This window comes from Serratia sp. CY31944 (genome assembly GCF_052169175.1).
GTDB classification, from domain to species: Bacteria; Pseudomonadota; Gammaproteobacteria; order Enterobacterales; family Enterobacteriaceae; genus Serratia; species Serratia sarumanii.
The window spans coordinates 144,787-170,720 of sequence record NZ_JBJNLG010000003.1; the positions used below are offsets into that span (position 1 = coordinate 144,787).

Below are 25,934 nucleotides of genomic sequence, written 5' to 3' on the forward strand. Positions count from 1 at the left end.
AACCCGGCATTTTACCGCCCCGGAACGGCGATGAGCCTATTTTAACTTATGGTTAATGTGGTCGTTCGGTGATAAGTTCGAGGGAAAGGTATCGTTTGCGTCACGGCGGTTGCACGCGGTTTTCGCCCGTCCCGGCGCAGCATTTGTGTTGAGCAGTCAGTGCGCCATGGCGATCGGGCCGCGAGCCAGGCTCCGCCGCATTGCGTGGCAGCACCCTAACTTCTAGCGACGAGTGGAAAGAGGGAAAAGATGGCAAAGCAAACCCCACTGTACGACCAGCACGTGGCGTGCGGTGCGCGCATGGTAGACTTTCACGGCTGGATGATGCCGCTGCACTACGGCTCGCAGCTTGATGAGCACCACGCGGTGCGTCAGGATACAGGCATGTTCGACGTGTCTCACATGACCATCGTGGATCTGCACGGCGCCCGCACCCGCGAGTTCCTGCGCTACCTGCTGGCGAACGACGTCGCCAAACTGACCCAACCCGGCAAAGCGCTGTACACCGGCATGCTGAATGCCTCCGGCGGCGTGATTGACGACCTGATCGTTTATTTCCTCACTGAAGACTATTTCCGCCTGGTGGTGAACTCCGCCACCCGCGACAAAGACCTGGCCTGGATCGAAGAGCACGCTGCGCCGTATGGCGTCGCGCTGACGGTGCGCGACGATCTGGCGCTGATCGCGGTGCAGGGCCCGCAGGCCAAAGAGCGCGCCGGCACGCTGTTCACCCCGGAACAAAAAAGCGCGGTTGAAGGCATGAAGCCATTCTTCGGCGTACAGGCCGGCGAGCTGTTCATCGCCACCACCGGTTACACCGGCGAGGCCGGTTATGAGATCGCGCTGCCGAAAGCGCAGGCGGCGGATTTCTGGCAAAAATTGCTGGCCGCGGGCGTCAAGCCGGCCGGTCTGGGCGCGCGCGACACGCTGCGTCTGGAAGCGGGCATGAACCTCTACGGGCAAGAGATGGACGAAGGCGTTTCACCGCTGGCCGCCAACATGGGCTGGACCATCGCCTGGCAGCCGGAAGATCGCCGTTTCATCGGCCGCGAAGCGCTGGAACAACAGCGCGAGCAGGGTACCGAGCAACTGGTCGGCTTGATCATGACGGAAAAAGGCGTATTACGTAATGAGCTGCCGGTGCGTTTCACCGACGCGGCGGGGCAAACCCACGAAGGCGTGATCACCAGCGGTTCGTTCTCTCCGACGCTGGGCTTCAGCATCGCGCTGGCGCGCGTGCCGGCGGGCATCGGCGAGCAGGCCATCGTGCAGATCCGCAACCGTGAAATGCCGGTCAAAGTGACCAAGCCCGGTTTCGTCCGCGCCGGCAAGCCGCTGACAAATTGATTTTTTATTGATTGATTCTTTTATTTCTTCGAAGGAGTAACCGGCGATGAGCAATGTGCCAACAGAATTGAAATACGCATCCTCCCACGAGTGGGTTCGTGCAGAAGGTAACGGCGTTTACACCGTAGGCATCACCGAACACGCGCAGGAACTGCTGGGCGATATGGTGTTTGTCGATCTGCCGGAAGTGGGCCGCCGCGTCGCCGCCGGTGAAGATTGCGCTGTGGCGGAGTCCGTCAAGGCGGCGTCGGACATTTACGCGCCAATCAGCGGCGAAATCGTGGCGGTGAACGGCGAGCTGGAAAGCTCCCCGGAGCTGGTCAACAGCGAACCTTACGGTGACGGCTTCCTGTTCCAGATTAAAGCCACCGACGAAGGCGAGCTGGCGAACCTGCTGGACGCCGCGGCTTATCAGGCCTCGATCGACGAGTAATCGTGACCACGCCCCAGGCCTTTCGGCCGGGGCGTTTTAGTTACCGTTCAAGCTATATCCCGTATCACGCAAGCATTCAGGAATTTGTAGCAATGACCCAGACACTCAGCCAACTCGAACACAGCGAAGCGTTCATCGAACGCCACATCGGCTCTTCTGCGGAACAACGCCAGGAGTTGCTGGCAGCGGTGGGCGCTCGCTCGCTCAGCGCGCTGATCCAACAGATCGTGCCGGCGGACATTCAGCTGCCGGGGCCGCCGCCGGTCGGCGACGCGGCGACCGAACACCAGGCGCTGGCTGAGCTGAAGGCGATCGCCTCGCAGAATCAGCGCTACAAATCCTATATCGGCATGGGCTACAGCGCCGTGCTGACGCCGCCGGTGATCCTGCGCAACATGCTGGAAAATCCGGGCTGGTACACCGCTTACACCCCTTATCAGCCGGAAGTGTCGCAGGGCCGTCTGGAAGCGCTGCTGAACTTCCAGACCGTGACCCTCGATCTGACCGGCCTGGATCTGGCTTCCGCTTCGCTGCTGGATGAAGCTACCGCCGCCGCCGAAGCGATGGCCTTGGCCAAACGCGCCAGCAAGCTGAAAGACGCCAACCGCTTCTTCGTGGCTGACGACGTGCATCCGCAGACGCTGGACGTGGTGCGCACCCGCGCCGAAACCTTCGGCTTCGACGTCATCGTCGATAAAGCGGAAAAAGTGCTGGAGCTGGACGGCGTGTTCGGCGTGCTGCTGCAACAGGTGGGCACCACCGGCGAGCTGCACGACTACAGCGCGCTGCTGGCCGAACTGAAATCGCGCAAAATCATCACCAGCGTGGCCGCCGACATCATGGCCCTGGTGCTGCTGACAGCGCCGGGCAAGCAGGGCGCCGACGTGGTGTTCGGCTCCGCGCAGCGCTTCGGCGTGCCGATGGGCTACGGCGGCCCGCACGCCGCCTTCTTCGCCTGCCGCGACGAGTTCAAGCGCTCGATGCCGGGCCGCATCATCGGCGTTTCCCGCGATGCCGCCGGCAACACCGCGCTGCGCATGGCGATGCAGACCCGCGAGCAGCATATCCGCCGCGAGAAGGCCAACTCGAATATCTGTACCTCGCAGGTGCTGTTGGCCAACATCGCCAGCCTGTATGCGGTATATCACGGCCCGCAAGGGCTGCAGCGCATCGCCGGGCGTATCCATCGCCTGACCGACATTCTGGCTGCCGGGCTGCAGAAGGCCGGCCTGACGCTGCGCCACAACACCTGGTTCGACACCCTGACCGTTGAAGTGAAAGACAAAGCGGCGGTGCTGGAACGCGCGCTGAGCTTCGGCATCAACCTGCGTACCGATATCCACGGCGCCGTAGGCATCACGCTGGACGAAGCCACCTCGCGCGAAGACGTGCAGACGCTGTTCGCACTGCTGGCCGGCGACAACCACGGCCTGGACATCGACGCGCTGGACGCGGCGGTGAGCAAGAGCAGTCAATCGATCCCGGCCGCCATGCTGCGTCAGGATCCGATCCTGACCCACCCGGTATTCAACCGCTATCACAGCGAAACCGAGATGATGCGCTATATGCATCGCCTGGAGCGCAAAGATCTGGCGCTGAACCAGGCGATGATCCCGCTGGGCTCTTGCACCATGAAATTGAACGCCGCGGCGGAAATGATCCCGATCACCTGGCCTGAATTCTCCGAGCTGCACCCGTTCTGCCCGCCGGAGCAGGCTGCCGGCTACCAGCAGATGATCGGCCAACTGTCTCAGTGGCTGGTGCAGCTGACCGGCTATGACGCGGTGTGCATGCAGCCGAACTCCGGCGCGCAGGGCGAATACGCCGGCCTGCTGGCGATCCGCCGCTACCACGAAAGCCGCAACGAAGCGGGCCGCCACGTCTGCCTGATCCCGAGCTCCGCGCACGGCACCAACCCGGCATCCGCCCAGATGGCGGGCATGAGCGTGGTGGTGGTCGCCTGCGACAAGAACGGCAACATCGATCTGCACGATCTGCGCGTCAAGGCGGAGCAGGCGGGCGAAGAGCTCTCTTGCATCATGGTGACCTACCCGTCGACCCACGGCGTGTATGAAGAAACCATCCGCGAAGTGTGCCAGATCGTGCATCAGTTCGGCGGCCAGGTGTATCTGGACGGCGCCAACATGAACGCCCAGGTGGGCATCACCACGCCAGGCTATATCGGCGCGGACGTTTCGCACCTCAACCTGCATAAAACCTTCTGCATCCCGCACGGCGGCGGCGGCCCGGGCATGGGCCCGATCGGCGTGAAAGCGCACCTGGCGCCGTTTGTGCCGGGCCACAGCGTCGTGCAGATCGACGGCGTAACCACCCAGCAGGGCGCGGTCTCCGCGGCGCCGTTCGGCAGCGCCTCCATCCTGCCTATCAGCTGGATGTACATCCGCATGATGGGCGCGGAAGGCCTGAAGCAGGCCAGCCAGATGGCGATCCTGAACGCCAACTACATCGCTACCCGCCTGAAAGACGCCTATCCGATTCTGTATACCGGCCGCGATCACCGCGTGGCGCACGAATGTATCCTCGATATTCGTCCGCTGAAGGAAGAGACCGGCATCAGCGAAATGGACATCGCCAAGCGCCTGATCGACTTCGGCTTCCACGCGCCGACCATGTCGTTCCCGGTGGCGGGCACGCTGATGGTCGAGCCGACCGAGTCGGAAAGCAAAGTGGAGCTGGATCGCTTTATCGATGCGATGCTGGCGATCCGCAGCGAGATCGACCGCGTCGCCAAAGGCGAATGGCCGCTGGAAGACAACCCGCTGGTGAATGCGCCGCACGTGCAGGCTGAGCTGGTTAACGACTGGCAGCATCCGTACAGCCGTGAGCTGGCGGTGTTCCCGGTGGCCGGTGTGCGCGAGAACAAGTACTGGCCGAGCGTTAAGCGTCTGGATGACGTGTACGGCGACCGTAACCTGTTCTGCTCTTGCGTGCCGATGAGCGACTACGAATAACACGTTCGGCAAAGTTTGTGTTCGGGGGACACCGCATCATGCGGTGTCCCTTTTTATTTTATTGCGGCCTATTCTTTCCCGTACGTTCCCACGATTTGAGGAGTCACCATGCAAGCGGCAATCGTAACAGCGCTGGGGCAAGCCCCGGTTTTCGGCACCTTTGAGGAGCCTCAGGCGCAGGCGAATGAAGTGCCGATCGACGTTCTGGCGGCCGGCATCAAACAGCTGGATCGCGCCACCGTCGCCGGCACCCATTACTCCAGCCCGAAGCAGTTGCCGATCGTACCCGGCACCGACGGCGTGGGCCGGACGGCCGACGGGCAACGGGTGTATTTCGCCTCCTTCCGCCGCCCTTACGGCGCGATGGCTGAGCGCAGCGTCGCGTCATGGACGGTGCCGGTGCCGGAGGCGGTGGACGACGCCACGGCGGCGGCGCTGATCAATCCGGCCTTCGCCGCCTGGCTGCCGCTGCGCTGGCGGGCGGATCTGCAGCCCGGTGAAACGGTGCTGATCATCGGCGCTACCGGCACCTCGGGCAAACTGGCGGTCGCCGCGGCGCGTCAGGCGGGAGCCGGGCGCATCGTTGCCGCCGGCCGTCGGCTGAGCGTGCTGGAAGCGTTGGGCGTGGATGCCACGGTGGATCTGAGCCTGCAGGGCGAGGCGCTGACGCAGGCCTTCGCGGCGGCGGCGGGGCCGGGCGGTTATCAGGTGATCGTCGATTATATCTGGGGCCCGGCGACCGAAGCGCTGCTCGCGACGCTCAATAATCACGATCTCTCGTCTTACGCCGGCGGGCGCGGCATTCGCTTGGTCAACGTCGGCTCGATGGCCGCGCCGGACATCCGGCTGCCGGCGGCGGTGCTGCGCAGCAATCAGCTGCAGATCCTCGGCAGCGGCACCGGCAACTTCCCGCCGATCCCGGAGATGCAGCGCTACGCGACCGAAATTCTGGCGCTGGCGGCAACGGGCGCGCTCACTATCGAGACGCAGGAGCACGGGCTGGCGGAGATCGCCGAGGTATGGGATCTGAACAAGAAAAGCGACGTGCGTTCGGTGATACGCATCGCCCGCTAAGTTCCTGCCGCTAGCAAGGGGCAGACCAGGTGAATATCCTCCGGCTCGCGGGCGAACAGCTCGGCATCCGGGCGCTCGATGAGCCGGCACCCTTGCGCCAGATAGAAGTCTACGGTGCTTTTGTTGGGGATGGAGGAGACGTACAGCCCGGCGGCGCCTTCTTGCGCCGCCTGACGCAGGCAGAGCTGGAACAGCTGCTTGCCTAACCCCTGGCCGCGTTTGTGCGCGCTGACATAAAAGAACAGCAGCTGGCGCAGATCCCGCTGCGGGCCGCGCGGCTCGGTGTCCAGTGCCGCCGCCGCCACGATCTCCTCGCCTTCGAAGCGCGCGAAAAACGCGCCGCCGCGATCGAAGCAGGCTTCGTGGATCGGCGTATAGGTTTCCCGGTCGTGCGGATCCCAACCGCGCACGTCGTAGTAGTCCGGGTAGGCTTGCAGCTTACCGTCCTGCAGGCGATACAGGGTGTCGATGATTTCGCTGCGGTCAATATCCCATAGTCGGTCGAGTTGCTGCCGTTGCAGCAGGACAGGGGCGCTCATGATCGTTGTTCACTCTCAGTCTGTGGCCGGTAACTTTCCGGCAAATCGATAATAAAACCGATGCCGCGATCGTCGAGGCCTTCGGTGACGCGCAGCTGCGCGCCGATCTTGTCGGCCAGGTTCCGGGCGATGGCCAATCCCAGTCCGCTGCCGGTCTGCTGCGTGCCGGGCACGCGGTAAAAGCGTTCAAACAGGCGCGGAAGGTGCTCTTCGCTCACTCCGGGGCCGTTGTCGCGCAACGTAATATAGCAGCCGAGCGGTGCCAGCGAACGGATATGGGCTTCGATGCGGCTGCCGGGCGGCGCGTACTTGAGTGCGTTGTCCAGCAGGTTGGTGAAGATGGCGATCAGCGCATGGCGATCGGTGGTTACCACCACGTCCTCGCTGCCGTCGAGCGAGAGTTCCACATCCTTTTCCAGCGCATAGGGGACGTGCTGCGCGATGCATTTTCCGATCTCTGCGTAGATGTCCACCGCCTCGATTTTCAGCGGAAAATCTTCCGCCTCCAGCTTGGCCAGGTTGATCAGCTGGCGCGACAGCGACGCCGCGCGATCCAGCCCCTGCTGCATGTCGCCGATGATCTCCCGGCGCTCCTGCTGCTCGCTGACCTGGGTCAGCAGATGCAGCTGCGCCAGCACGGCGGCGATCGGCGTGCGCAGTTCGTGCGCCGCATCGGCCATAAAGCGTTTCTCGCGCTGATTGGCGGCGTCGATGCGTGCCATCAGTTTGTTGACCTCCACCACCACCGGCCGGATTTCCTGATACTGCTCGCTGACATTGATCGGCGATAGGTTGCCCGGCTGGCGATCGGAGATGGTGCGGGCGATCTGGCGCAGCGGCCGCAGGCTGAAATAGGCGGTAAATAACAAGGTGACGATGATGGCTGCCAGAATGCCCAGCAGCGGTACGGCGGTGCTTTCCGCCGGATTGCCGAACTGCGTGGTGCGATCGTTGAACGATTCGCCGACGATGACCCGATACTGACGCTTTTCGCTCCAACTGCCGGCGAGATGCCAGTTGGCGCCGGCGTATTTAACGGAGCCGGACAGCACCGAAGGCGGCAGGCGCAGCGGTTCTCCCTGCGTCAGCGAACTGTAAAGCATCCGGTTGTCCCGATCGTAAACCACGAACAGCGGGTGATAGTCGATTTGATCCTGCATGCCATTATTGATGGAATCAATGTACATGCCTTCAATGGTCTTGATGATGCCGAGATAATCGATATTGTCAGTGCCGGTTTCATCGAGAATATTGGCGATGCCTGCGGCGACGATACGTTGCTGATTATCGAAATATTTCTCCATGTCGGGGTAATACCAATATTTCACCCAGGCGACGAGGAGCCCCCACAATAATAAAATGGCCAGCACCTGGAAAATAATGGTGCGCATAAAGAAGGATTTAAAACCGATCATGCCGCTACTCTTTCTTCAGCAAATAACCAATGCCGCGTACGGTAATAATCCTTTCTTTACCGATCTTGCGCCGTAAATTATGCATGTGCACTTCCAGCGAGTTGCTTTCCACACTGTCGCCGTGGCCGAACAGCCGCTGCTCCAACACCGCTTTGCGCACCACGGTGCCGGCGCAGCGCATCAGTTCGTGCAACAGGTGATACTCTTTTTTCGACAGCATCAGCAGCTCGTTATCCAGCGTCACCTGATGGTTGACCGGATCGAGATACAGCGTGCCGAGGCTCCAGGTTTGCGAAGCAAAGCCGGCCATACGCCGGTTGACCGCCTTGACGCGCGAGATGAGTTCGAGTAGCGCAAAGGGTTTGGCCAGAAAGTCGTCCGCGCCGGAGTCCAGGCTGTTCACCAGGCTTTCGATGCGGTCGCGAGCGGTCAGGATGATGATCGGGATATTTTGCCCGGCGGCCCGCCAGGCGATCAGCTTCTGCAAACCGTCGCCGTCCGGCAGCGTGAGATCCAACAGCATCAAATCGAACCCGCCGGATGAAAGTTTATTTTCCGCGTCGGCGAGCAGGCGCACCCAGCATAAATTAAAGCCGGCCAGCTCCAATGCGCGGCACAGCGCCTTGCCTAATTGCAGGTCGTCTTCCACCAACAGTATGTTCACGTTTTTTCCGCTGAGATCTTTGAGTCGCGCTTATCTAACTATAACGTTGACGGGAAGACAACGGGGAAACCTGCACTGCCTGCACGTTCTTAAGCAAACCTTAATCTGGCTTTAATCTCGCGTTAAGGGAGCAAGAGGGAATTTCAGTTATTTTGCTGCCATTCGATACCACAACAGAAGGAGCGAAACATGCTGACTGACGGTTCCCCGCCCGCGGGCACCTCGCGGCGGCTGATATATGCAGGCGTGGCGGCCGTGCTCGTTCTGTTGATGCTGTCTTTTCGCGGCGACACACAGAGCCATGGCCATAGCGGCCTGCATGCTGCCGGCTTGCAACGGATGCATCAGGTGACGACGCCGGACGCCTACGGCTGCGTCAAAGCGCGCATTAAAAAGCAGCTGCGGCGCCTGGCTCAGCTTTAAAGCGTTTTTTAGAGCGCGGCTCTATACTCTGACGGGCAAACGGGGCGCCTGCGCGCAGGCCGCTGTGTTGATATCGCCAACCAGAGAAAAACAATATGACGACAGTGGCATTGGTCACAGGCGCGAGCCGGGGAATTGGTCGCGCGACCGCTTTGCTGCTGGCCCGGCAGGGCTATGCGGTGGGTGTGAATTACCTGCGCGACGAAAGCGCGGCGCGGCAGGTGGTGGCGGAGATTGAGGCGCAGGGCGGCAAGGCGCTGGCGTTGCAGGCCGACGTGGCCGACGAGGCGCAGGTGATGGCGATGTTCGCTACGCTGGACGCCGGGCTGGGCACGCTCAGCGCGCTGGTCAACAATGCCGGGATTCTGTTCCAGCAGGCGAACATTGAACAGTTGACCGCCGAGCGCATCAATCAGGTGCTCGGCACCAACGTGACCGGTTACTTCCTGTGTTGCCGCGAGGCGGTGAAGCGCATGGCGCTGCGCCATGGCGGGCAGGGCGGCGCTATCGTCAACGTTTCCTCCGCGGCGTCCCGGTTGGGGGCCGCGGGGGAATACGTCGATTACGCCGCCTCGAAAGGCGCCGTCGATACCCTGACCATCGGGTTATCGCGCGAGGTGGCGGCGCAGGGCATCCGCGTCAACGGCGTACGGCCCGGATTCATCTATACCGAGATGCACGCCAGCGGCGGCGAGCCCGGCCGGGTGGATCGCGTGAAGGACAGTTTACCGATGCAGCGCGGCGGGCAGCCGCAGGAAGTGGCGGAGGCGATCGCTTGGCTGCTGTCTGACGCTGCGTCTTACGTGACCGGCACTTTTATCGAGGCAGCAGGCGGGCGTTGAATGCATGAGGGGGTTTTGACATCCCGTCGTGCGGAGTGTATTTTGATTAAATAACAATCAAAATGTAGTTACAAAAATGTATTTTTATTTTGAATGGAATCAGGATAAAAATCACAGCAACCAGCGTAAACACCGCGTCAGTTTTGAGATTGCGCAACGGGTTTTTCTGGATCCCAACCATTTGGCCGTGCTGGAAAGGATTGAGGATGGAGAAGAACGCTGGCAAACGCTCGGTATGGTCGGCTCCTGTTTGTTGCTGCTGGTGGCACATACGACGACCGAAACGGATGTCGAAGGCGATGCCGTAGAGATCGTGCGCATCATTTCAGCACGCAAGGCCGATGCCAAAGAGAGGGGAAGATATGAAGCGCAAAAATTCAGCCAAAAATCTGGCGCATAGCGTACTCCCTCCGTTGACGGAGGAGCAGAAAGCGCAAATTGCTTCACTGAGCGCGCTGCCGGATGAGGATATCGATTATACCGATGCCCCGGCCCTGGGTGAGGAGAAGTGGCAGGCTGCGGTTCAGGGGCGTTTTTATAAACCGATGAAAGTATCGAAAACCATCCGAATCGATGCGGATGTGTTGGCCTGGCTTCAGCGGCCAGGCAAGGGCTATCAGAAACGCCTGAACGCTGTGCTGCGTGAGGCGATGTTGAAAGAGCATGAGCACGAGGAATAATTTGTGTCAGGTGGTGGCTAACGGTCCGGTGAGATTCTCACCGGATTTTTTTGCTGTTTTTTAAGGCAACGTCTACCAACGTCGGCCACCTCTCGACGGAGCTCGGTCAAAACTATAAAACGGTCATTCCGTGGAACGTGAAATGTGACCGTTTATCTCCTGCTCATCGGCAGAACAGGGTCATCATAACTATTCCCGGTAATATCCTGCGCCGCGGGGTTACCCGTCGTGCAGCAGCGCGCTGCGGAATGACAAGATATGCGCCTGCGCGGCCTCGGCGGCGGCGGCGCTGTCTTGTGCGGCCAACGCGGCGATAATTGCCCGGTGTTCGTCGATCACTTCGCGCATATGCCCTTCCCGCGACAGGGTGCTGGCCCAAAAACGCTGCGCCCTGGCGTGCAGCACACTCAGGATATCCGCCAGCATGTTATTGCCGGCGATCTGCGCCAGCTCCTGGTGAAACTCATGATCGAGTGTCATCATTCGCACTCTATCTCGCTCCTGGCTCGCGGCTTCGATTTGCCGATTGAGTTCGGTCAGCGTCGCGATTTGCCTCTCGGTAATCCTCTGGCTCGCCAGCTGCATGCACAGCATCTCGTTAGCCAGCCTTACTTCGATCAATTCCAACGCATCGTCCATCGACAACGGTGAAACCATCACGCCTTTGCGCGGGATGACCTGCAGTAACCCCTCGTTGGCCAAGCGGTGGATTGCCTGATTGATCGGCGTTCTGCCCATATCCAGATCGTTCATCACCTGCGCGGTATTGAGATATTCGCCCGGCTTGTAGCTGAGTGTGACCAGCGCCTGTTTGAAGCGCCGGTAGGCCAGCTCGTTCAGTGAGACGCCGGCTTCTTCCGTCATCGGGCGCTGCGGGCTTTCTGCGTCAACAGTCTTCACGTTTTGCTCCTGCAAGAAGAAAGTTTTTAGACATAGTACACAAAAACATGGCATGAAAATCGCTTATTTGGTAACTAAAGATATAGTGAAATTTCACAGTGTTTTAACAAGAGGGACGAAACTGCCATGAGACTGACCTTCACTTTACCTGAATCCCGCGGCGCGGCGACGTTGAATGTTGAGATTGATCATCTGGTGATCGCCGGTTGGACCGGGCGCGATCGCGAAGCGATCTTGCACCATATTCGTGAATTGGCCGAGCTGGGCGTGCCCCAGCCCAGTGCAATCCCCCTGTTTTACCGCGTTGCCGCCAATCAGTTGAGCCAGCAAGAGACCATTGAAGTCATTGGCAACGCGACGTCCGGCGAAGCGGAGCCGCTGATTTTTGCCCATCGCGGCGAGCTGTTCGTGTCATTGGCGTCCGATCACACCGATCGTCAACTCGAAGCGCACAGCGTGGCGCTGTCGAAACAGATTTGCGTTAAACCGGTGGCGCGAGCCGCCTGGCCGCTGCAGGAGGTGCTGGAACATTGGGACAGTTTGATCTTGCGTTCGTGGATCAAGGAAGAGGGCGAATGGCGATTGTATCAACAGGGCAGCCTTGCCGCGCTGCGTACGCCCGGTGATTTGCTGGAGCGTTACTTCACCGGTATGCAGCCGCCGGAGTGCGGGCTGGCGCAACCGCAAACGCCCGACGGGTTGGCGATGACTTGCGGCACGGTAGCGGCGATCGGCGGCATTCGACCGGCCGGCGAGTTTCGCATGGAACTGGTGGACGATGTGCTTGGGCGCACCATCAGTCACGGTTATCGCAGCATTGAACTGCCGGTGGTGGCGTGATGAAAAAGCTGACGTTGATGCAGGCCAGCGCCGGCCTGGCTAGCGGTGAGTTCACCGCAGCGCAGCTGACCGCCGCCGCTTTGGCGCAGATCGCCGATGAGCGGGGAGAGGGGGCGCGCGCGTTTACGCGAACCTACGCCGAGTGGGCGCAACGGCAAGCGCAGGCCTCCGATCGGCGGCGTGCCGCCGGCTCGCCGCTGTCGGCGCTGGATGGCGTGCCTGTCTCAATCAAGGATCTGTTTGACGTGGTCGGTGAGGTGACCACGGCGGGCTCGCGCGTGTTAGCCGACGCGCCGCCCGCGGAAAAGCACGCTGCGGTAGTGGAACGGCTGTTGCAAGCCGGCGCGGTGGTGGTGGGCAAAACGACGATGACGGAATTTGCCTATTCCGGGCTGGGCATCAACCCGCATTACGGGACGCCGGCCAATCCCTGGGAGCGCCAGGCGGCACGCATTCCCGGCGGCTCCTCTTCAGGTGCGGCGGTGGCGGTGGCCGACGGCATGTGCCTGGGCGCGATTGGCAGCGATACCGGCGGGTCGGTACGCATTCCCGCCGCGCTGTGCGGGTTGACCGGGTATAAACCCACTGCACGGCGCATCAATGACGCGGGCTTATTGCCGCTGTCGCCTTCGCTGGATTCGATCGGCGTGATTGCTCATGACGTCGCCAGCTGTATTGCGCTGGACGCACTGATTGCCGACAGCCCGCTGCGGGTGCCGCAAAAAAGCTTGGCGCAGGCGCATTTTGCCGTGCCGCAAACGGTGGTGCTGGATGAACTGCAGCCGGCGGTTGCCGAGGCATTCCAGCGCAGCCTGCAATGCCTGTCTCAGGCGGGGGCGCAGATTGAATTCATTCCCGCTACGGCGTTCGCCGAACTGGCCGCATTCAATGCCAACGGTGGTTTCACCGCGTTGGAGTCCTGGCGCTGGCATCGGGCACTGATCGGTGAACGGGGCGATGGCTATGACCCGCGGGTGCTGTCGCGCATTCGCCGCGGCGCATCCCTGGGCGACGCCGATCTGCAGCTGTTGCAGCGGCAACGCGCCGACTGGCAGCGGCGGGTTACGGCGGAGCTGCAGAGGTTTGACGCTCTGCTGATGCCGACCGTGCCGATGGTTGCGCCAACTATCGGCGAGCTGGCGGCGGATGATGCCTACTTCCGTTGCAACGGACTGATGCTGCGCAATCCCGCGATCGTCAATTTCCTCGACGGCTGTGCGCTGTCCTTGCCCTGCCAGCGGCCGGGCGCCGCGCCGATCGGCCTGATGCTGGCGGGCTTGCCGATGTGTGATGAGGCGCTGCTGGGATGGGCGCTGGCAATCGAACGCCGTCTTGCCGAGGCGTGATTTTCCGGTGGGCGCAGGCCTGCCTTTTGAGATGACCAGGAGAATATCCATGAACGATTCCCCGAACGGAATGCTGTTTGTCGCGACGGATGTCGCCACGCAGGATGATGCGGATTTCAATCGCTGGTATGACCGCGAACACGTGGAGGAGCGGGTGCGGGTGCCCGGCTTTTTATCCGGCACACGCTATCGGGCATTGCAGGGCGGGCGTCAATATTTGGGGCTGTATAAAACCGAATCGTTGGCCAGTTTTACCTCCGAAGCCTATCGCGCCGCGTTTCAACACCAAACGCCTTGGTCGGTGGCCAGCCTGGAGAAAATGCGTGATCCAATGCGCCGGGTGTGTGCGGTGGAGGCGGTCACCGGCCAAGGGTGCGGCAGTCATCTCTGTATCTTCGTGCTGCCGTCGGCGGCATCGGAAGCGCTGCATGCCCGCATCTTGCAACTGGGCGCGCGGCTGGCTGAACAGCCTGGCTTTGTGCGCAGCAGCCTGTTAACGCCGGATGCCGAACTCAGTTCCCCGCTGCCGAAAGAATCGCGAGAAAACCGCCGAATGCTGCCGATGCTATTGATCGAAAGCAGCGACGCCGAAGCCGGCCTGCGTTTAAGCGAGCAGGCCGCTGAAGCGCTGAACATGCCCGCCGCCGATGCCTGGCACTATGCCCTTGGCTGGCAACTGACCGCACAGGAGCTGACATTATGAACGCATACACCACTGAAACGGCACAGGCTGCCGCGCCGGCCGCAGAAAGTGCCGCCGCACCGCCCAATACCGGCAAGCTGGCGGCGGCCAGCTCGATCGGCACGGCGTTGGAATGGTACGATTTCACCGTCTACAACATCATGGCCGCGTTGATTTTCAACCATGTATTCTTCCCATCGTTCGATCCGCTGGTGGGCACGATTCTGGCGTTCTCCACTTACGCGGTGGGTTATGTTTCCCGGCCGATCGGTGGCATCGTGTTCGGCCACCTTGGCGATGTGTTGGGGCGGCGCTTTGTGCTGGTCACCACGCTGGTGATCATGGGCGTGACCACGGCGCTGATGGGATTGTTGCCCGGCTATGCCAGCTGGGGGATTTGGAGCCCGTTGCTGCTGGTGACGCTGCGCTTTATTCAGGGCATTGCGCTGGGCGGAGAATGGGCGGGGGCGGTGCTGTTGTCGATGGAACACGGTAAGCCGCATCAGCGCGGGCGCAACGCGTCCTTTGCTCAGGTAGGGCCGTCCTGCGGTTCGCTGATCGGCACCGGCCTGATTACGCTGGTGACGTTGGCGATGTCGGCGGACGATTTCCAGCAATGGGGCTGGCGGATCCCGTTCCTGCTGAGCCTGGTGCTGGTCATCTTCGGTTTGTGGCTGCGTCGGGGGGTGGGTGAGACGCCGGCATTTTTGCAACTGGAGGCGTCGAAAGATGTTACGCAGTCGCCGATCCGCGAAGTCTTCACGCAGCACATGCGTCCACTGCTGATCGCCGGCGGATCGCGTATCGGCTCTGACGTGCTCTATGCGTTGGTGGTCGTGTTCACGTTGACCTACGTCACCACCGTGCTGAATCTGCCGCGCCCGCTGGCGCTGGGCGCCACCATGCTGGGGGCGATAGGCAACGCCGTCGCGGTACCGCTGTTTGGCGCATTGTCGGATCGCTTCGGCCGTCGCCCGGTGTATATCGGCGGTGCATTGGCGGCGATCGCGTGGGCGTTTGCATTCTTCGTCCTGCTCGACAGCAGTCAACCGGTGTTGATCTGCACGGCAGTAGTGATCGGGCTGTTGATCCATGCGGCGATGTATGGGCCACAGGCGGCCTTCATCACGGAACAGTTCCCGACACGGGTGCGTTATGCCGGATCGTCGTTAGCCTATACCTTGGCGGGGATTATCGGTGGCGGCTTTGCCCCGCTGATCATCACTTCGTTGTTTAAATCTTACGACAGCACGCTGGCGATTTCCGCCTATGTCGCGTTGGCTCTGCTTATCACGCTTTGGGCGGTATGGGCGGCGCGGGAAACGGTGCATAAGCCGCTGTAAATAGAATGCCGGGCTACTTTAGGCCCGGCGTTCGGTCAAAACCACAAAAACGGTCATTAACGGTCATGTTGCGGAACGTGGAATTGTGACCGCTTACCGTTTCTCTCCTGTCTGCCTAAGACGCACACACATCATAACTGCCTGTTACTCCACACTTTCGTAATTATTCATTTCATTTCCTTCCCGATTTTTTTGACAACTATCACACCGCGATCGTTGACCGGTCGCGGGGCGATACGCTTTGCGTCTGCGCGCAAAACGCGGCGCGGCAAATCGATATCGTAATCATCGTCCTGGAGGAGAAAAGAAACATGCTGCCTGTAGAACGTCATCGCTTTATCACCGAAGTCTTGAGCCAGCGCGGCCGCGTGATGGTGCAGGAGGTGGCGCAGCTGTGCCACATCTCTATCGAGACGGCGCGGCGTGATCTGGCCTTGCTGGAACGGCGCGGCCTGCTGCTGCGCAGCCACGGCGGCGCGGTGTTCGTCGAGCCGCCGGCGGTGGAGAAAACCTATGTGCCCGCCGAGATAGACCAGGGGGAATCTTTCCGCCAGCGCAGCAACGAGGCGCCGGAGCAGAAAACGCGCATCGCCAAACGCGCGCTGGAATTTATCGCGCCGGGGGATTGTCTGCTGCTGGACAGCAGCTCCACCAGCTGGTTTTTGGCGCGCCAACTGCCGGATATCTCGCTGGTGGTATTGACCAACTCGCTGCACATCATCCAGACGCTGGCCTGCAAGGCCAACGTGCGCACCATCGGACTGGGGGGCGAGTATTCCGCCAAGTATGAGGATTTTATCGGCGTGCTGGCGGAGCAGATGCTGAAGGAGTTCGTGATCAACAAGCTGTTCTTCTCCTGCCACGGCATCTGCCAGGACGGCGGCATCCGCGAGAGCAACGAGCACCATGCGCGGCTGAAGCAGCAGATGCTGCTGGCGTCGGAGCGCAAGTTCCTGCTGGTGGACAGCAACAAGTTCGGCCGCCGCTCGTTCGCGCGCATCTGCCACTACCGGGAGATAGATACCTTAATCACCGATCGGCTCAGCGACGACGAATTTCGTCAGGAACTGGCCTGGAACAACGTCGACGTGATTGAAGTTTCACCCGCCGCGAAAAGGGCGGCGCGATAACAACAACGAAACCCCCTTATTTACAGCCAACACTTGTGGAGAGAGAACAATGAAAAAATCCGTACTGGTCGGTCTGTTTGCCTCGCTGCTGCTGTCGCTATCCGCGCAGGCGGCGGACAAGCTGAAAATGGGCGTGGTGGTGAAGATCGGCGGCATTCCGTGGTTCAACGCCATGGAGGCCGGCATCAAAAGCGAAGGCGCCAAACGCGGCATCGACGCCTGGATGGTCGGGCCGACGGCGGCGGATCCGGCGCTGCAGGTGCGCGCCATCGAAGATCTGATCGCGCAGAAGGTGGACATCATCGGCGTGGTGCCGAACGACGCCCGGGTGCTGGAGCCGGTGCTCAAGCGCGCGCAGGAGGCGGGCATCAAGGTGATCGTGCACGAATCCCCCGGCCAGAAGTACGCCGACTGGGACTTTGAGCTGGTGGACGCCTCGCAGCACGGGGTCAACCACATGAAAGCGTTGGCCACCTGCATGAAAGAGCAGGGCAAGTACGCGGTGTACGTCGGCAGCCTGACGGTGCCGCTGCATATCACCTGGTCGGACTCGGCCATCAACTACCAGAAGCAGCACTACCCGAACATGCAGCTGGTGGGCGACAAGTTCGGCGTGGGGGAATCGCTGGATGACAGCGTGCGCACCACCAACGATTTGATGGCCAAATATCCCGATCTGAAAGGCGTGCTGGCGTTCGGATCGCAGGGGCCGATCGGCGCCGGGCGCGCGGTGCTCAACCGCGGCAAAAGCAACGATATCTGCGTCATCGGGCCGTTCAGCCCGGGCCAGGGCGCTTCGCTGGTCAATCGCGGCGCCATCAAGGGCGGTTACATCTGGAACCCGATGGTGGCGGGCGAAGTGTTCGTGCGCATCGCCGACATGATGCACAAGGGAGAAAAGATCACCGACGGCATGACCATCGAAGGCATGGGCAAGGTGCAGGTGGATGCACAGCAGCACACCATTCTCGGCAACGCCACCGAAAGCCTGGATAAGCAAAACCTGCCGAAGCTGGTGAAGATGGGGCTGTAATCATGGCGATTTCCGGCAATACGGCAACCCAGGGCGCGCCGCTGATCGCGCTGCAACAGCTGTCGATGACCTTTGGCGGGCAGCGTGCGCTGAACGCTATCTCGCTGGCGCTGATGCCGGGGGAAGTGCACTGCCTGGCCGGCACCAACGGCTGCGGCAAGAGTACGTTGATCAAGGCGATCGCCGGCGTGTATCAACCGGACGACGGCAGCCGCATCACCATCGACGGGCAAACCTTCGGTCGGTTGTCGCCGGATCAGGCGCGCGCCTTCGGCATTCAGGTGATCTACCAGGATCTGTCGCTGTTTCCCAACCTGACGGTGGCGGAAAACATCGCCTTCGAGCACAACCTGCATGGTTTGCTGGGGTGGCATCGCCCGGCGCGGCTGCGGCGCACCGCCGAGCGCCTGCTGCAGGAGCTGAGTTTCCATCTGGATCTCGACAAACGGGTGGCGGAGCTGCCGATCGCCCAGCGCCAGCAGGTGGCGATCTGCCGCGCGCTGGTGGCGGAGGCGCGGCTGGTGATCATGGATGAACCGACCGCCTCGCTGACCCGCACCGAGGTCAATCAGCTGCTGCGCACGGTGGATTACCTGAAAGCGAAAGGCATCTGCGTGGTGTTCGTCAGCCACCGGCTGGACGAGGTGCTGGAGATTTCGGATCGCGTCACGGTGATCCGCGACGGCAACAAGATCGGCACCTGGCCGGCGGCGGAGATCACCGGCGATCGTCTGACCGAGTTGATGACCGGTCTGAAGCTGGACTATCGCCTGAAGTCACCGAGCATGAATAAGGATCGGGTGCTGCTGGAGGCGGATCGCCTCAGCCGCACCGGGCAGTACCAGGACGTGAGCTTCCGGCTGCATCAGGGCGAGGTGCTCGGTCTATGCGGGCTGCTCGGCTCCGGGCGCACCGAGCTGGCGCTGAGCCTGTTCGGCATGACTCGGCCGGACAGCGGCAAGCTCTACCTCGACAGCAAACCGGTGCGCTTTCGCGGCCATGAGGACGCGATCAAGGCCGGCATCGGCTACGTCTCGGAGGATCGCCTGACGCTCGGCCTGGTGCAGCAACAGTCGGTGGCGGACAACGCGGTGCTGACCATTCTCGATAAGCTGCGCGGGCGTTTTCGCCTGATTGACGACTACCGCAAGAATCGCATCGTCGCGGAGTGGATCGCCAAACTCGGCGTGCGGGTGGCGGATCCGGAGCAGGCGGTTTCGACGCTGTCCGGCGGCAATCAGCAAAAGATCGTGTTGGCCAAGTGGGTGCTGACCCAGCCGCGGATCCTGATCCTCGACTCGCCGACCGTCGGCGTCGACGTCGGCGCCAAGGCCAGCATCTACCAACTGATCCATCTGCTGGCGCAGGAGGGGATCGCCATTTTGCTGATCTCCGACGAAGTGCCGGAGGTGTATTACAACTGCGATCGGGTGCTGCACTTCAGCGGCGGCAGCGTGATCGGCGAGTACCTGCCGGGGCAGGTGAGCCAGCAACAGCTGGCGGAGGCGGTCAATGCGTAGATTCAGCCTGAAACCGCGCGGCAACGAAGGCTACCTGGCCTGGGTACTGCTGCTGACGGTCATCGTCTTTTCGCTGCTCAGCGAGCAGTTTTTAACGGTGCAAAACCTGCTCGATCTCTGCGAAAGCTATGCGGTGAGCGGCATCTTCGCCCTCGGCCTGTTCGTGGTGCTGGTGACCGGCGGCATCGATATCTCCTTCGCTGCGGTGGCCTCGGTGGTGCAGTACCTGATCGCCACGCTGGCGACCCATTACGGCCTGGCCAGCCCGGCGGGCAGCATTCTGCTGGCGTTGGCGATCGGCGCCGCGCTGGGCATGGTTAACGCGCTGCTGATCTACTGCCTGCGCATCGTCTCGATCATCGTCACCATCAGCATGCAGGCGTTGTTGTTCGGCATGCTGATGTGGCTGACCAACGGCCGCAGTCTGTACGCGCTGCCGGACTGGTGGACGCTGCCGCGCAGCGTGCTGCCGTTCCAGCTGGGTGAACAGAGCTATCAGCTCGGTTTGCCGACGCTGGTGATGCTGGCGGTGGCGCTGCTGACCTGGCTGCTGCTGAACAAGACGCACCTCGGGCGCCAGCTGTTTGCCGTCGGCGGCGATGCTGAATCGGCGCGGCGCATCGGCATTCGCGTCGGCCTGCTGCACCTGTTCGCCTACGGCTATCTGGGCGTGATGGCGGCGATCGGCGGCCTGGTGCAGGTGTACCGCATGGGCGAAGTGGTGCCCAACGCGCTGGTGGGCGGTGAGCTCGACGTACTGGCGGCGGCGGTGCTGGGCGGCGCCAGCCTGAACGGCGGCAAGGGCAGCGTGATCGGCACGCTGATGGGCGTATTCCTGATCGGCGTGCTGAAAAACGGCCTCAACCTGATCGGCGTGTCCAGCTACTTCATGAACGTGGTGATCGGCCTGGTGATCGTCGCGGCGATCACCGTCACTCACTACAAGAAACGCAAAGAAACCGACGTCGGTTTCGCCTGAGGAGCGCCTGATGGGCAACTACCTGAAATTTCGTCCGGACGGCACCGCCGTCGGCCTGTTGGCGCTGCTGCTGGCGGTGGTGCTGGCCTTCAGCCTGCTGATGCCGGGGCGCTTCTTCAGCGGCGCCACCTTCACCAGCGTGGCGTTCCAGCTGCCGGAGCTGGGCCTGCTGACCCTGGCGATGTTCATCCCGATCCTCAGCGGCGGCCTGAACCTGTGCATTATCGCCAGCGCCAACCTGACCAGCCTGCTGATGGCCTGGCTGTTCATCAGCTATCTGCCGCCGGACGCCGGGCTGGGGCTGCAGGCGCTGTGGCTGGTGTTGGCGCTGGCGGCGGCGATGCTGCTGGCCGTGACGATCGGCGCGGCGACCGGCGCGTTGGTGGCCTACGTCGGCGCGCATCCGATTCTGGTGACGCTGGCGACCATGACTACGGTCAACGGCATCGGCATCTACCTGACGCGCGGCGCGGCCCTGAGCGGCATGCCGGAGATCGTGCGGTTTATCGGCGCCGAGCGCGTGCTGGGCGTGCCGGTGCCGCTGTGGATCTTTCTGGCGGTTGCCGTGCTGCTGGCGCTGTTCTTGCAGAAAACCCGGCTCGGCAAATGCATCTACATGAGCGGCAGCAACATCAACGCCACCCACTTCAGCGGCGTGAATACCCATCGGGTGCTGATCGCCATTTACACCCTCTCCAGCCTGCTGTGCGTCATTGCCGGGCTGGTGATGATGGCGCGCTTCAACTCGGCGCGCATGGGCTACGGCGACTCTTATCTGCTGCTGACGGTGCTGGCGATCATTCTGGGCGGCACCGATCCGTTCGGCGGTTTTGGCCGGGTCAGCGGCGTGGTGCTGGCGCTGATCGTGCTGCAGGTGATCGCCACCGGTTTGAACCTGATGAACGTCAGCCCGCACTTCAGTCTGGCGATGTGGGGCGCGGTACTGATTGCGGTGCTGGCGCTGAAGTTTTTCCGCCATCGCTATCGGCAGCGGCGGGCGATGCGCCGCAGCGCGGCCCAGGCCAGAGCCGCGGCAGGCCACTGATCCTTTTTCCCTTTTGCGCAGGATAACGCTAATGAAATACCAGATTTCACCTTCACTGATGTGCATGAACCTGATGGATATCCGGCAGCAATTGGCGGTGCTGAACCGCCGCGCCGATATGCTGCATATCGACATCATGGATGGGCACTACGTTAAAAACATCACGCTGTCGCCGTTCTTTATCGAACAGATCCGCCCGCACACCTCGTTGCTGCTGGACGTGCATCTGATGGTGGAGAACCCGACCGATTTTATCGACCCGATCGCCCGCGCCGGCGCGGACTTTATCTGCCCGCACGCTGAAACCATCAACCGCGACGCGTTCCGGGTGATCAACCAGATCCGCGCGCTGGGCAAAAAAGTGGGTGTGGTGCTGAACCCGGCTACGCCAGTGGAGTTTATCCGCCACTACCTTCATCTGCTGGATAAGATCACCGTGATGACCGTCGATCCGGGCTATGCCGGGCAGCCGTTCATTCCCGAAATGCTGGAAAAGATCCGCCAGTTGCGCGATCTGAAACGCCAACAAAACCTGAGCTATCTGATCGAGATCGACGGATCCTGCAATCAGCGCACCTACCGCGATCTGATGGGCGCCGGCGCGGAAGTGTTGATCGTCGGCAGCTCCGGGCTGTTCAACCTCGATCCGGATCTGGAGACGGCATGGGAAAAAATGCTGGATCAGATGCGGCAGGCGGCCTGAGGCGGGGGACATGATGCGGCATTTTCTTGGCGTTGACGTCGGCGGCACCAACACCCGCCTGCTGTTGATGGATGATGACGGCGAGTTCAGCGGGTACCGCAAGATAGCGACCGCCGATTGGGCACGGCAGGCCGATCCGCTGGTGGCGTTGGGCCGCCTGATCGCCGGGCATTGCCAGGATCGTCAGGTGGCGCAGGTGATGCTCGGGCTGCCGGGGATCCTCAGCCGCGATCGCTCGCGGGTGCTGTCGCTGCCGTTCATTCCGGCGCTGGATGCCCAGCCGGTGGCGGCGCTGTTGGCCGATTTGCTGGCGCTGCCGGTGCGGATGGATAAAGACGTCAATCACCTGCTGTGGTGGGACTTGCAGCAGCTGCCGGCGCTGCCGCAGGTGGCGGTGGGGCTGTATTTGGGCACCGGCATGGGCAATAGCCTGTGGCTGAACGGCGATTTTTACCACGGGGCGCACGGCGCCGCCGGCGAGCTGGGGCACATTCCCTGGCCGGGCCATCAGGGCGAGTGCCCGTGCGGTAAACGGGGCTGCGTCGAGAGCCTGACCTCCGGCCACTGGCTGACCGGCTGGGCGCGCGCCAACGCGGCGCAAACGCCGTTCGAACGGCTGTTCGAACGCCACGGCGATCATCCGGATCTGCGGCGCTTCGTCGAACGATTGGCGCAGACCATCGCCATCGAAATGAACGTGCTCGATCCAGAGCGACTGATGCTGGGCGGCGGCGTGATCGCCATGAGCGGTTTCCCGTTGGCGCAGCTGGAGCACGAGATCCGCCGCCATCTGCGCGGGCCGCAGCCGGCGCAGGGGCTGGCGATCTCCGTCAGCCGCCTGACCGATGAAACCGGCAGTAAAGGCGCCTGCCTGGCCGCCTGGCGCCATTTCCAATTGAGCAGGGAGTACCCGCAATGAAAGGCAAAGTCTGCGTGTTCGGTTCGTTCAACCTGGATATCGTCGCCGGCATGGCGCGCTTTCCGCAGCCCGGCGAATCGCTGATCGCCCGCAACAGCATGATGGGGGCGGGCGGTAAGGGGGCCAACCAGGCCACCGCCGCGCTGCGCGCCGGGGCGCGGGTGCATTATATCGGCAAGGTGGGGCGCGACGACTTCGGCACCTTTGCCCGGCGCCATCTCGCCGCCGCCGGTTTCGATGCGGTGACGCTGTTCTCGACCGGCGATTGCCCGACCGGCAATGCGCTTATCTATGTTGCCGGCGAGGAGGCGGAGAACATGATCGCCGTCGATCCTGGCGCCAACCTGACGGTCAGCGAAGATGAGGTGCGCCAGTGCCGGCCGGCGATCGCGGCGGCGGATATTCTGTTGACCCAGCTGGAGAACAATCTGCCGGCGATTGAGCAGGTGATCGCCATCGCCCGCGAGGCGCAGACGTTCATCATTCTCAACCCGGCGCCGTTTCAGCCGGTGCCGGACAGCCTGTTGGCACAGGTCGATATGCTGACGCCCAACGCCACCGAGTGTACGTTGCTGACCGGCGTGCCGGTGCGGGATGTGGCTTCGGCGCGCCAGGCGGCGCAGGTGCTGCATGCCAAAGGCATTCGCTTACTGATCGTGACCTTGGGCACGCAGGGGGCGTTGTTCTCGGACGGGGAAAACAGCGAGCTGATCCCGGCGTTTCCGGCGCAGCCGAAAGACACCACCGGCGCGGGCGATGCGTTTAACGGCGCCCTGGCGGCGCAGCTGGCGAATCAGGTGCCGTTAGCCGATGCGGTGCGCTTCGCCGCCGCTTACGCGGCGATCTGCGTGGAGCGCGCCGGGGCGGCGGGATCGATGCCGAGCTATGAGGAGGCGTTGGAACGCCAGCGGGCGTTCGCTTGACGTTGACGGGCTGCGGCGAAGAGGCGGCAGCCCGGTTCACTTACTTCAACCAGCCTTTGCGCTGCGCATCCCGCAGGTGTTGCTCCATGTGGTGCCACAGCTCGGGGTGCACGTCGGCGATCGATGCATTGCGCGCCAGCACCTGCTCCAGGCTGATGCCGTTTTCCACCCAGCTCTGGCCTTCATTGTGCAGGTTCATCAGCATCGGCATGGTGCGATCCAGCAGCAAGGCGAAGCGTGCATCGGCGCTTTCGCCATCTTCATATTCTTGCCATAAAGCGGTGAAATACTCGCGCTGAGCCTCCGGCAACATGCCGAACAGGCGGCGCGCCGCCGCCACTTCCTGATCGTGGATCGCCGCGCGGGCCGCCAGATCGTAGACCAGCACGTCGCCGGCGTCGATTTCCACAATGTCATGCAGCAGTGCCATCTGGATCACGCGCTGAATGTCTACGTCAGCACCGGCGTAGGGCGCCAGGCTCATGGCGGCGATGGCGAAGTGCCAACTGTGTTCGGCGGAGTTTTCCTGGCGCTGGGTGCCCAGCACTTTGGTGCGGCGTTGCACGCCTTTCAACTTATCGATTTCCATCAGGAACTGGATGACCTGGGTCATTGTGCCGAAATCTAACGCGGGTACAGCGGATGACATGGTGTAAACCTCAAGGTGGGTGGGGTAAAGCCTGACGATTGTAGACCACCGGGCGGGCGATTTCGATGGTTACACGCGTTCACATTTTTATTTTAGCGTACACGTGTACACTGGAATTATTCTCAGTTAAGCTGCTTTGCGTTAATTTCGCACAAAGCAGGGCATTTTGAGGGGTTGCGCGTTATGGGGAAAACGGACGTAGTGAAAGCCGGGAGCAATAAGATTGTCGCTGCGGCTTATCCGTGGGCGGAAGAGATCGCCAACAGCATCAGCCACGGCATCGGGCTGGTGTTCGGTATCGTCGGCCTGGTGTTGCTGCTGGTGCAGGCGGTGAATACCGGCGCCGATGCGACGGCCATCACCAGTTATAGCCTGTACGGCGGCAGCATGATCCTGCTGTTTCTCGCTTCCACGCTGTACCATGCGATCCCGCATCAGAAGGCCAAGCATTGGCTGAAAAAATTTGACCACTGCGCCATTTATCTCCTGATTGCCGGGACTTACACCCCGTTTTTGCTGGTGGGGCTGGATTCGCCGCTGGCGAAGGGCCTGATGGCGGTAATCTGGGGGTTGGCGCTGCTCGGCGTGTTGTTCAAACTGGCCTTCGCCCACCGTTTTGAAGCCCTGTCGCTGGTGACCTACCTGACGATGGGCTGGCTGTCGCTGATTGTGATTTATCAGCTGATTACGCGGCTGGAGGCCGGCGGCGTCACGCTGCTGGCGATTGGCGGGGTGGTCTACACCCTGGGGGTGATTTTCTACGCCTCCAAGCGCATTCGCTTTGGCCACGCCATCTGGCACGCCTTCGTGCTCGGCGGCAGCGCCTGCCATTTCATGGCGATCTACCTCTACGTCTAAACGTTATCGCTACGTCTGAATGCGTATTGAACGGGCGCCTCTTTTGTTTTAAAAAAGAGGCGCTTGCTTCTTTCGGGTATCCAGCAAGCCCGTTCTTTCATTTCTGAGCCCGCATACTCTTTCTCTAAACTTTGTTCAGGACTCATCACGATGATCGTTCGCTTATCCAAAGCGCTGCTGGTCTGCGCTATCGCTTTGTTCGCTTCGCTGGTGGCCTTCGGCAATATCACCGATTACGGCTCCAACTTCGCCTTCGTGCGCCACGTCTTTATGATGGACACCATTTTCCCCGACGCCACCATCGGCTACCGTTCGATACAAACGCCGTGGCTGCATCACGCCGGCTATATCTTCATCATTGCGCTGGAGAGCCTGACCGCGCTGCTGTGCTGGATCGGCGGCCTGCGCTTGCTGTGCGGCCTGAAACTGCCCGCTAAAGCTTTCAACGGCCGGAAAAAGCTGGCGGTAGTGGGGCTGACGCTGGGCTTCCTCACCTGGCAGGTCGGCTTTATGTCGATTGGGGGCGAGTGGTTTGGCATGTGGATGTCGAAACAGTGGAACGGCGTGCCCGATGCGTTTCGCTTCTTCGTCACCATCATTCTGGTGCTGATTTATCTGGTGCAGCGCGACGGGGAGTTGGACGAGTAACGAAGACGGCCGCAGGCAGGGCGCCTG

The 25,934-nt window shown here is 61.7% G+C and carries 27 protein-coding genes; 22 read left to right on the forward strand and 5 right to left on the reverse strand.

The features are described from left to right. Window positions 1-249: 249 nt before the first annotated feature. The 4 genes from gcvT (at window position 250) to ACJ8IN_RS04735 (ending at window position 5,826) form a co-directional block, all read left to right on the forward strand. A complete protein-coding gene (gene gcvT, locus ACJ8IN_RS04720) occupies window positions 250-1,347 on the forward strand; it encodes a glycine cleavage system aminomethyltransferase GcvT (protein WP_308326016.1) in 1,098 nt (365 codons plus the stop codon). Between the two features lie 46 nt (window positions 1,348-1,393). After that, on the forward strand, window positions 1,394-1,780 hold the full coding sequence (gene gcvH / locus ACJ8IN_RS04725; RefSeq protein ID WP_047570623.1) for a glycine cleavage system protein GcvH: 387 nt from the start codon (window positions 1,394-1,396) through the stop codon (window positions 1,778-1,780). 92 nt (window positions 1,781-1,872) lie between these two features. Continuing rightward, complete coding sequence (gcvP, locus tag ACJ8IN_RS04730) at window positions 1,873-4,752, forward strand: aminomethyl-transferring glycine dehydrogenase (protein ID WP_033635855.1); 2,880 nt, start codon at window positions 1,873-1,875, stop codon at window positions 4,750-4,752. Between the two features lie 108 nt (window positions 4,753-4,860). Continuing rightward, the gene (locus ACJ8IN_RS04735; protein WP_060424062.1) at window positions 4,861-5,826 is read left to right on the forward strand and encodes a quinone oxidoreductase family protein; all 966 of its coding nucleotides are present in this window, start codon (window positions 4,861-4,863) and stop codon (window positions 5,824-5,826) included. On the opposite strand, the gene ACJ8IN_RS04740 is transcribed toward ACJ8IN_RS04735, so the two are convergent. Genes ACJ8IN_RS04740 through ACJ8IN_RS04750 form a run of 3 tightly spaced genes read right to left on the reverse strand, consistent with a single transcriptional unit; the run spans window position 5,823 to window position 8,444 of the window. Beyond that, window positions 5,823-6,365 (reverse strand): GNAT family N-acetyltransferase, encoded by a 543-nt coding sequence (locus ACJ8IN_RS04740; protein ID WP_060424061.1) that lies wholly within the window; start codon window positions 6,363-6,365, stop codon window positions 5,823-5,825. The two genes, ACJ8IN_RS04735 and ACJ8IN_RS04740, sit on opposite strands and share 4 nt — an antisense overlap. Then, the gene (locus ACJ8IN_RS04745; protein WP_033635852.1) at window positions 6,362-7,780 is read right to left on the reverse strand and encodes an ATP-binding protein; all 1,419 of its coding nucleotides are present in this window, start codon (window positions 7,778-7,780) and stop codon (window positions 6,362-6,364) included. Before ACJ8IN_RS04745 ends, ACJ8IN_RS04740 begins: the two co-directional genes overlap by 4 nt. A 4-nt stretch (window positions 7,781-7,784) precedes the next feature. Beyond that, on the reverse strand, window positions 7,785-8,444 hold the full coding sequence (locus tag ACJ8IN_RS04750; RefSeq protein ID WP_033654056.1) for a response regulator: 660 nt from the start codon (window positions 8,442-8,444) through the stop codon (window positions 7,785-7,787). Between the two features lie 189 nt (window positions 8,445-8,633). Between ACJ8IN_RS04750 and ACJ8IN_RS04755 the strand changes: the two genes are divergently transcribed. The 4 genes from ACJ8IN_RS04755 to ACJ8IN_RS04770 all read left to right on the forward strand — a co-directional run bounded on the left by ACJ8IN_RS04755 (window position 8,634) and on the right by ACJ8IN_RS04770 (window position 10,389). Next, the gene (locus tag ACJ8IN_RS04755; RefSeq protein ID WP_047570628.1) at window positions 8,634-8,867 is read left to right on the forward strand and encodes a hypothetical protein; all 234 of its coding nucleotides are present in this window, start codon (window positions 8,634-8,636) and stop codon (window positions 8,865-8,867) included. 95 nt (window positions 8,868-8,962) lie between these two features. Continuing rightward, entirely contained in the window at window positions 8,963-9,709 is a 747-nt protein-coding gene (locus ACJ8IN_RS04760; protein WP_047570630.1) for an SDR family oxidoreductase, read from the forward strand. A gap of 76 nt (window positions 9,710-9,785) precedes the next feature. Then, window positions 9,786-10,109, forward strand: coding sequence for a BrnT family toxin (locus tag ACJ8IN_RS04765; RefSeq protein ID WP_308326014.1), 324 nt, complete (start codon window positions 9,786-9,788; stop codon window positions 10,107-10,109). Further along, window positions 10,072-10,389: a BrnA antitoxin family protein gene (locus ACJ8IN_RS04770; RefSeq protein ID WP_033635847.1), complete on the forward strand. Its 318-nt coding sequence runs from the start codon at window positions 10,072-10,074 to the stop codon at window positions 10,387-10,389. The genes ACJ8IN_RS04765 and ACJ8IN_RS04770 overlap by 38 nt, the downstream gene beginning before the upstream one ends. Window positions 10,390-10,608: 219 nt before the next feature. On the opposite strand, the gene ACJ8IN_RS04775 is transcribed toward ACJ8IN_RS04770, so the two are convergent. After that, window positions 10,609-11,253: a GntR family transcriptional regulator gene (locus ACJ8IN_RS04775; protein WP_170929847.1), complete on the reverse strand. Its 645-nt coding sequence runs from the start codon at window positions 11,251-11,253 to the stop codon at window positions 10,609-10,611. Window positions 11,254-11,415: 162 nt separating this feature from the next. Between ACJ8IN_RS04775 and ACJ8IN_RS04780 the strand changes: the two genes are divergently transcribed. The 12 genes from ACJ8IN_RS04780 (at window position 11,416) to rbsK (ending at window position 23,752) form a co-directional block, all read left to right on the forward strand. Next, window positions 11,416-12,129, forward strand: a complete 714-nt coding sequence (locus tag ACJ8IN_RS04780) for a DUF2848 domain-containing protein (protein ID WP_033635845.1) — start codon at window positions 11,416-11,418, stop codon at window positions 12,127-12,129. After that, window positions 12,129-13,475 (forward strand): amidase, encoded by a 1,347-nt coding sequence (locus ACJ8IN_RS04785; protein WP_060424056.1) that lies wholly within the window; start codon window positions 12,129-12,131, stop codon window positions 13,473-13,475. The genes ACJ8IN_RS04780 and ACJ8IN_RS04785 overlap by 1 nt, the downstream gene beginning before the upstream one ends. A gap of 49 nt (window positions 13,476-13,524) precedes the next feature. Beyond that, on the forward strand, window positions 13,525-14,178 hold the full coding sequence (locus ACJ8IN_RS04790; RefSeq protein WP_060424054.1) for a DUF4286 family protein: 654 nt from the start codon (window positions 13,525-13,527) through the stop codon (window positions 14,176-14,178). Next, window positions 14,175-15,500 (forward strand): MFS transporter, encoded by a 1,326-nt coding sequence (locus ACJ8IN_RS04795; RefSeq protein ID WP_060424052.1) that lies wholly within the window; start codon window positions 14,175-14,177, stop codon window positions 15,498-15,500. Before ACJ8IN_RS04790 ends, ACJ8IN_RS04795 begins: the two co-directional genes overlap by 4 nt. Before the next feature lie 311 nt (window positions 15,501-15,811). Further along, window positions 15,812-16,630 carry a DeoR/GlpR family DNA-binding transcription regulator gene (locus tag ACJ8IN_RS04800; RefSeq protein ID WP_004931653.1) on the forward strand — a complete coding sequence of 273 codons (819 nt, stop codon included), beginning with the start codon at window positions 15,812-15,814 and terminating at the stop codon, window positions 16,628-16,630. A 49-nt stretch (window positions 16,631-16,679) separates the two neighbouring features. Next, complete coding sequence (locus tag ACJ8IN_RS04805) at window positions 16,680-17,663, forward strand: substrate-binding domain-containing protein (protein WP_060424050.1); 984 nt, start codon at window positions 16,680-16,682, stop codon at window positions 17,661-17,663. A 2-nt stretch (window positions 17,664-17,665) separates the two neighbouring features. After that, window positions 17,666-19,183, forward strand: coding sequence for a sugar ABC transporter ATP-binding protein (locus ACJ8IN_RS04810; RefSeq protein WP_060424049.1), 1,518 nt, complete (start codon window positions 17,666-17,668; stop codon window positions 19,181-19,183). After that, on the forward strand, window positions 19,176-20,162 hold the full coding sequence (locus tag ACJ8IN_RS04815) for an ABC transporter permease (protein WP_033635839.1): 987 nt from the start codon (window positions 19,176-19,178) through the stop codon (window positions 20,160-20,162). Before ACJ8IN_RS04810 ends, ACJ8IN_RS04815 begins: the two co-directional genes overlap by 8 nt. Window positions 20,163-20,172: 10 nt before the next feature. Then, on the forward strand, window positions 20,173-21,207 hold the full coding sequence (locus ACJ8IN_RS04820; RefSeq protein WP_047570645.1) for an ABC transporter permease: 1,035 nt from the start codon (window positions 20,173-20,175) through the stop codon (window positions 21,205-21,207). A 31-nt stretch (window positions 21,208-21,238) separates the two neighbouring features. After that, on the forward strand, window positions 21,239-21,910 hold the full coding sequence (gene alsE / locus ACJ8IN_RS04825; protein WP_033635837.1) for a D-allulose 6-phosphate 3-epimerase: 672 nt from the start codon (window positions 21,239-21,241) through the stop codon (window positions 21,908-21,910). Between the two features lie 10 nt (window positions 21,911-21,920). Beyond that, window positions 21,921-22,829: an allose kinase gene (gene alsK, locus ACJ8IN_RS04830; RefSeq protein WP_060431436.1), complete on the forward strand. Its 909-nt coding sequence runs from the start codon at window positions 21,921-21,923 to the stop codon at window positions 22,827-22,829. Then, complete coding sequence (gene rbsK / locus ACJ8IN_RS04835) at window positions 22,826-23,752, forward strand: ribokinase (protein ID WP_197846824.1); 927 nt, start codon at window positions 22,826-22,828, stop codon at window positions 23,750-23,752. The genes alsK and rbsK overlap by 4 nt, the downstream gene beginning before the upstream one ends. Window positions 23,753-23,792: 40 nt before the next feature. Here rbsK and ACJ8IN_RS04840 read toward each other — a convergent pair whose 3' ends face one another. Further along, a complete protein-coding gene (locus ACJ8IN_RS04840) occupies window positions 23,793-24,401 on the reverse strand; it encodes an HD domain-containing protein (RefSeq protein ID WP_047570649.1) in 609 nt (202 codons plus the stop codon). A 183-nt stretch (window positions 24,402-24,584) separates the two neighbouring features. Between ACJ8IN_RS04840 and trhA the strand changes: the two genes are divergently transcribed. Beyond that, entirely contained in the window at window positions 24,585-25,259 is a 675-nt protein-coding gene (gene trhA / locus ACJ8IN_RS04845) for a PAQR family membrane homeostasis protein TrhA (RefSeq protein ID WP_060432491.1), read from the forward strand. A 150-nt stretch (window positions 25,260-25,409) separates the two neighbouring features. Next, window positions 25,410-25,907, forward strand: coding sequence for a DUF2165 family protein (locus ACJ8IN_RS04850; protein ID WP_033649451.1), 498 nt, complete (start codon window positions 25,410-25,412; stop codon window positions 25,905-25,907). The last annotated feature ends 27 nt before the right edge of the window (window positions 25,908-25,934 follow it).

What these genes read in the sequence shown, in the direction of transcription:
- gcvT (WP_308326016.1), top strand. Translation starts at nt 250, where the DNA reads ATGGCAAAGCAAACCCCACTGTACGACCAGCACGTGGCGTGCGGTGCG.
- gcvH (WP_047570623.1), top strand. Translation starts at nt 1,394, where the DNA reads ATGAGCAATGTGCCAACAGAATTGAAATACGCATCCTCCCACGAGTGG.
- gcvP (WP_033635855.1), top strand. Translation starts at nt 1,873, where the DNA reads ATGACCCAGACACTCAGCCAACTCGAACACAGCGAAGCGTTCATCGAA.
- ACJ8IN_RS04735 (WP_060424062.1), top strand. Translation starts at nt 4,861, where the DNA reads ATGCAAGCGGCAATCGTAACAGCGCTGGGGCAAGCCCCGGTTTTCGGC.
- ACJ8IN_RS04740 (WP_060424061.1), bottom strand. Translation starts at nt 6,365, where the DNA reads ATGAGCGCCCCTGTCCTGCTGCAACGGCAGCAACTCGACCGACTATGG.
- ACJ8IN_RS04745 (WP_033635852.1), bottom strand. Translation starts at nt 7,780, where the DNA reads ATGATCGGTTTTAAATCCTTCTTTATGCGCACCATTATTTTCCAGGTG.
- ACJ8IN_RS04755 (WP_047570628.1), top strand. Translation starts at nt 8,634, where the DNA reads ATGCTGACTGACGGTTCCCCGCCCGCGGGCACCTCGCGGCGGCTGATA.
- ACJ8IN_RS04760 (WP_047570630.1), top strand. Translation starts at nt 8,963, where the DNA reads ATGACGACAGTGGCATTGGTCACAGGCGCGAGCCGGGGAATTGGTCGC.
- ACJ8IN_RS04765 (WP_308326014.1), top strand. Translation starts at nt 9,786, where the DNA reads ATGTATTTTTATTTTGAATGGAATCAGGATAAAAATCACAGCAACCAG.
- ACJ8IN_RS04770 (WP_033635847.1), top strand. Translation starts at nt 10,072, where the DNA reads ATGAAGCGCAAAAATTCAGCCAAAAATCTGGCGCATAGCGTACTCCCT.
- ACJ8IN_RS04775 (WP_170929847.1), bottom strand. Translation starts at nt 11,253, where the DNA reads ATGACGGAAGAAGCCGGCGTCTCACTGAACGAGCTGGCCTACCGGCGC.
- ACJ8IN_RS04780 (WP_033635845.1), top strand. Translation starts at nt 11,416, where the DNA reads ATGAGACTGACCTTCACTTTACCTGAATCCCGCGGCGCGGCGACGTTG.
- ACJ8IN_RS04785 (WP_060424056.1), top strand. Translation starts at nt 12,129, where the DNA reads ATGAAAAAGCTGACGTTGATGCAGGCCAGCGCCGGCCTGGCTAGCGGT.
- ACJ8IN_RS04790 (WP_060424054.1), top strand. Translation starts at nt 13,525, where the DNA reads ATGAACGATTCCCCGAACGGAATGCTGTTTGTCGCGACGGATGTCGCC.
- ACJ8IN_RS04795 (WP_060424052.1), top strand. Translation starts at nt 14,175, where the DNA reads ATGAACGCATACACCACTGAAACGGCACAGGCTGCCGCGCCGGCCGCA.
- ACJ8IN_RS04800 (WP_004931653.1), top strand. Translation starts at nt 15,812, where the DNA reads ATGCTGCCTGTAGAACGTCATCGCTTTATCACCGAAGTCTTGAGCCAG.
- ACJ8IN_RS04805 (WP_060424050.1), top strand. Translation starts at nt 16,680, where the DNA reads ATGAAAAAATCCGTACTGGTCGGTCTGTTTGCCTCGCTGCTGCTGTCG.
- ACJ8IN_RS04810 (WP_060424049.1), top strand. Translation starts at nt 17,666, where the DNA reads ATGGCGATTTCCGGCAATACGGCAACCCAGGGCGCGCCGCTGATCGCG.
- ACJ8IN_RS04815 (WP_033635839.1), top strand. Translation starts at nt 19,176, where the DNA reads ATGCGTAGATTCAGCCTGAAACCGCGCGGCAACGAAGGCTACCTGGCC.
- ACJ8IN_RS04820 (WP_047570645.1), top strand. Translation starts at nt 20,173, where the DNA reads ATGGGCAACTACCTGAAATTTCGTCCGGACGGCACCGCCGTCGGCCTG.
- alsE (WP_033635837.1), top strand. Translation starts at nt 21,239, where the DNA reads ATGAAATACCAGATTTCACCTTCACTGATGTGCATGAACCTGATGGAT.
- alsK (WP_060431436.1), top strand. Translation starts at nt 21,921, where the DNA reads ATGATGCGGCATTTTCTTGGCGTTGACGTCGGCGGCACCAACACCCGC.
- rbsK (WP_197846824.1), top strand. Translation starts at nt 22,826, where the DNA reads ATGAAAGGCAAAGTCTGCGTGTTCGGTTCGTTCAACCTGGATATCGTC.
- ACJ8IN_RS04840 (WP_047570649.1), bottom strand. Translation starts at nt 24,401, where the DNA reads ATGTCATCCGCTGTACCCGCGTTAGATTTCGGCACAATGACCCAGGTC.
- trhA (WP_060432491.1), top strand. Translation starts at nt 24,585, where the DNA reads ATGGGGAAAACGGACGTAGTGAAAGCCGGGAGCAATAAGATTGTCGCT.
- ACJ8IN_RS04850 (WP_033649451.1), top strand. Translation starts at nt 25,410, where the DNA reads ATGATCGTTCGCTTATCCAAAGCGCTGCTGGTCTGCGCTATCGCTTTG.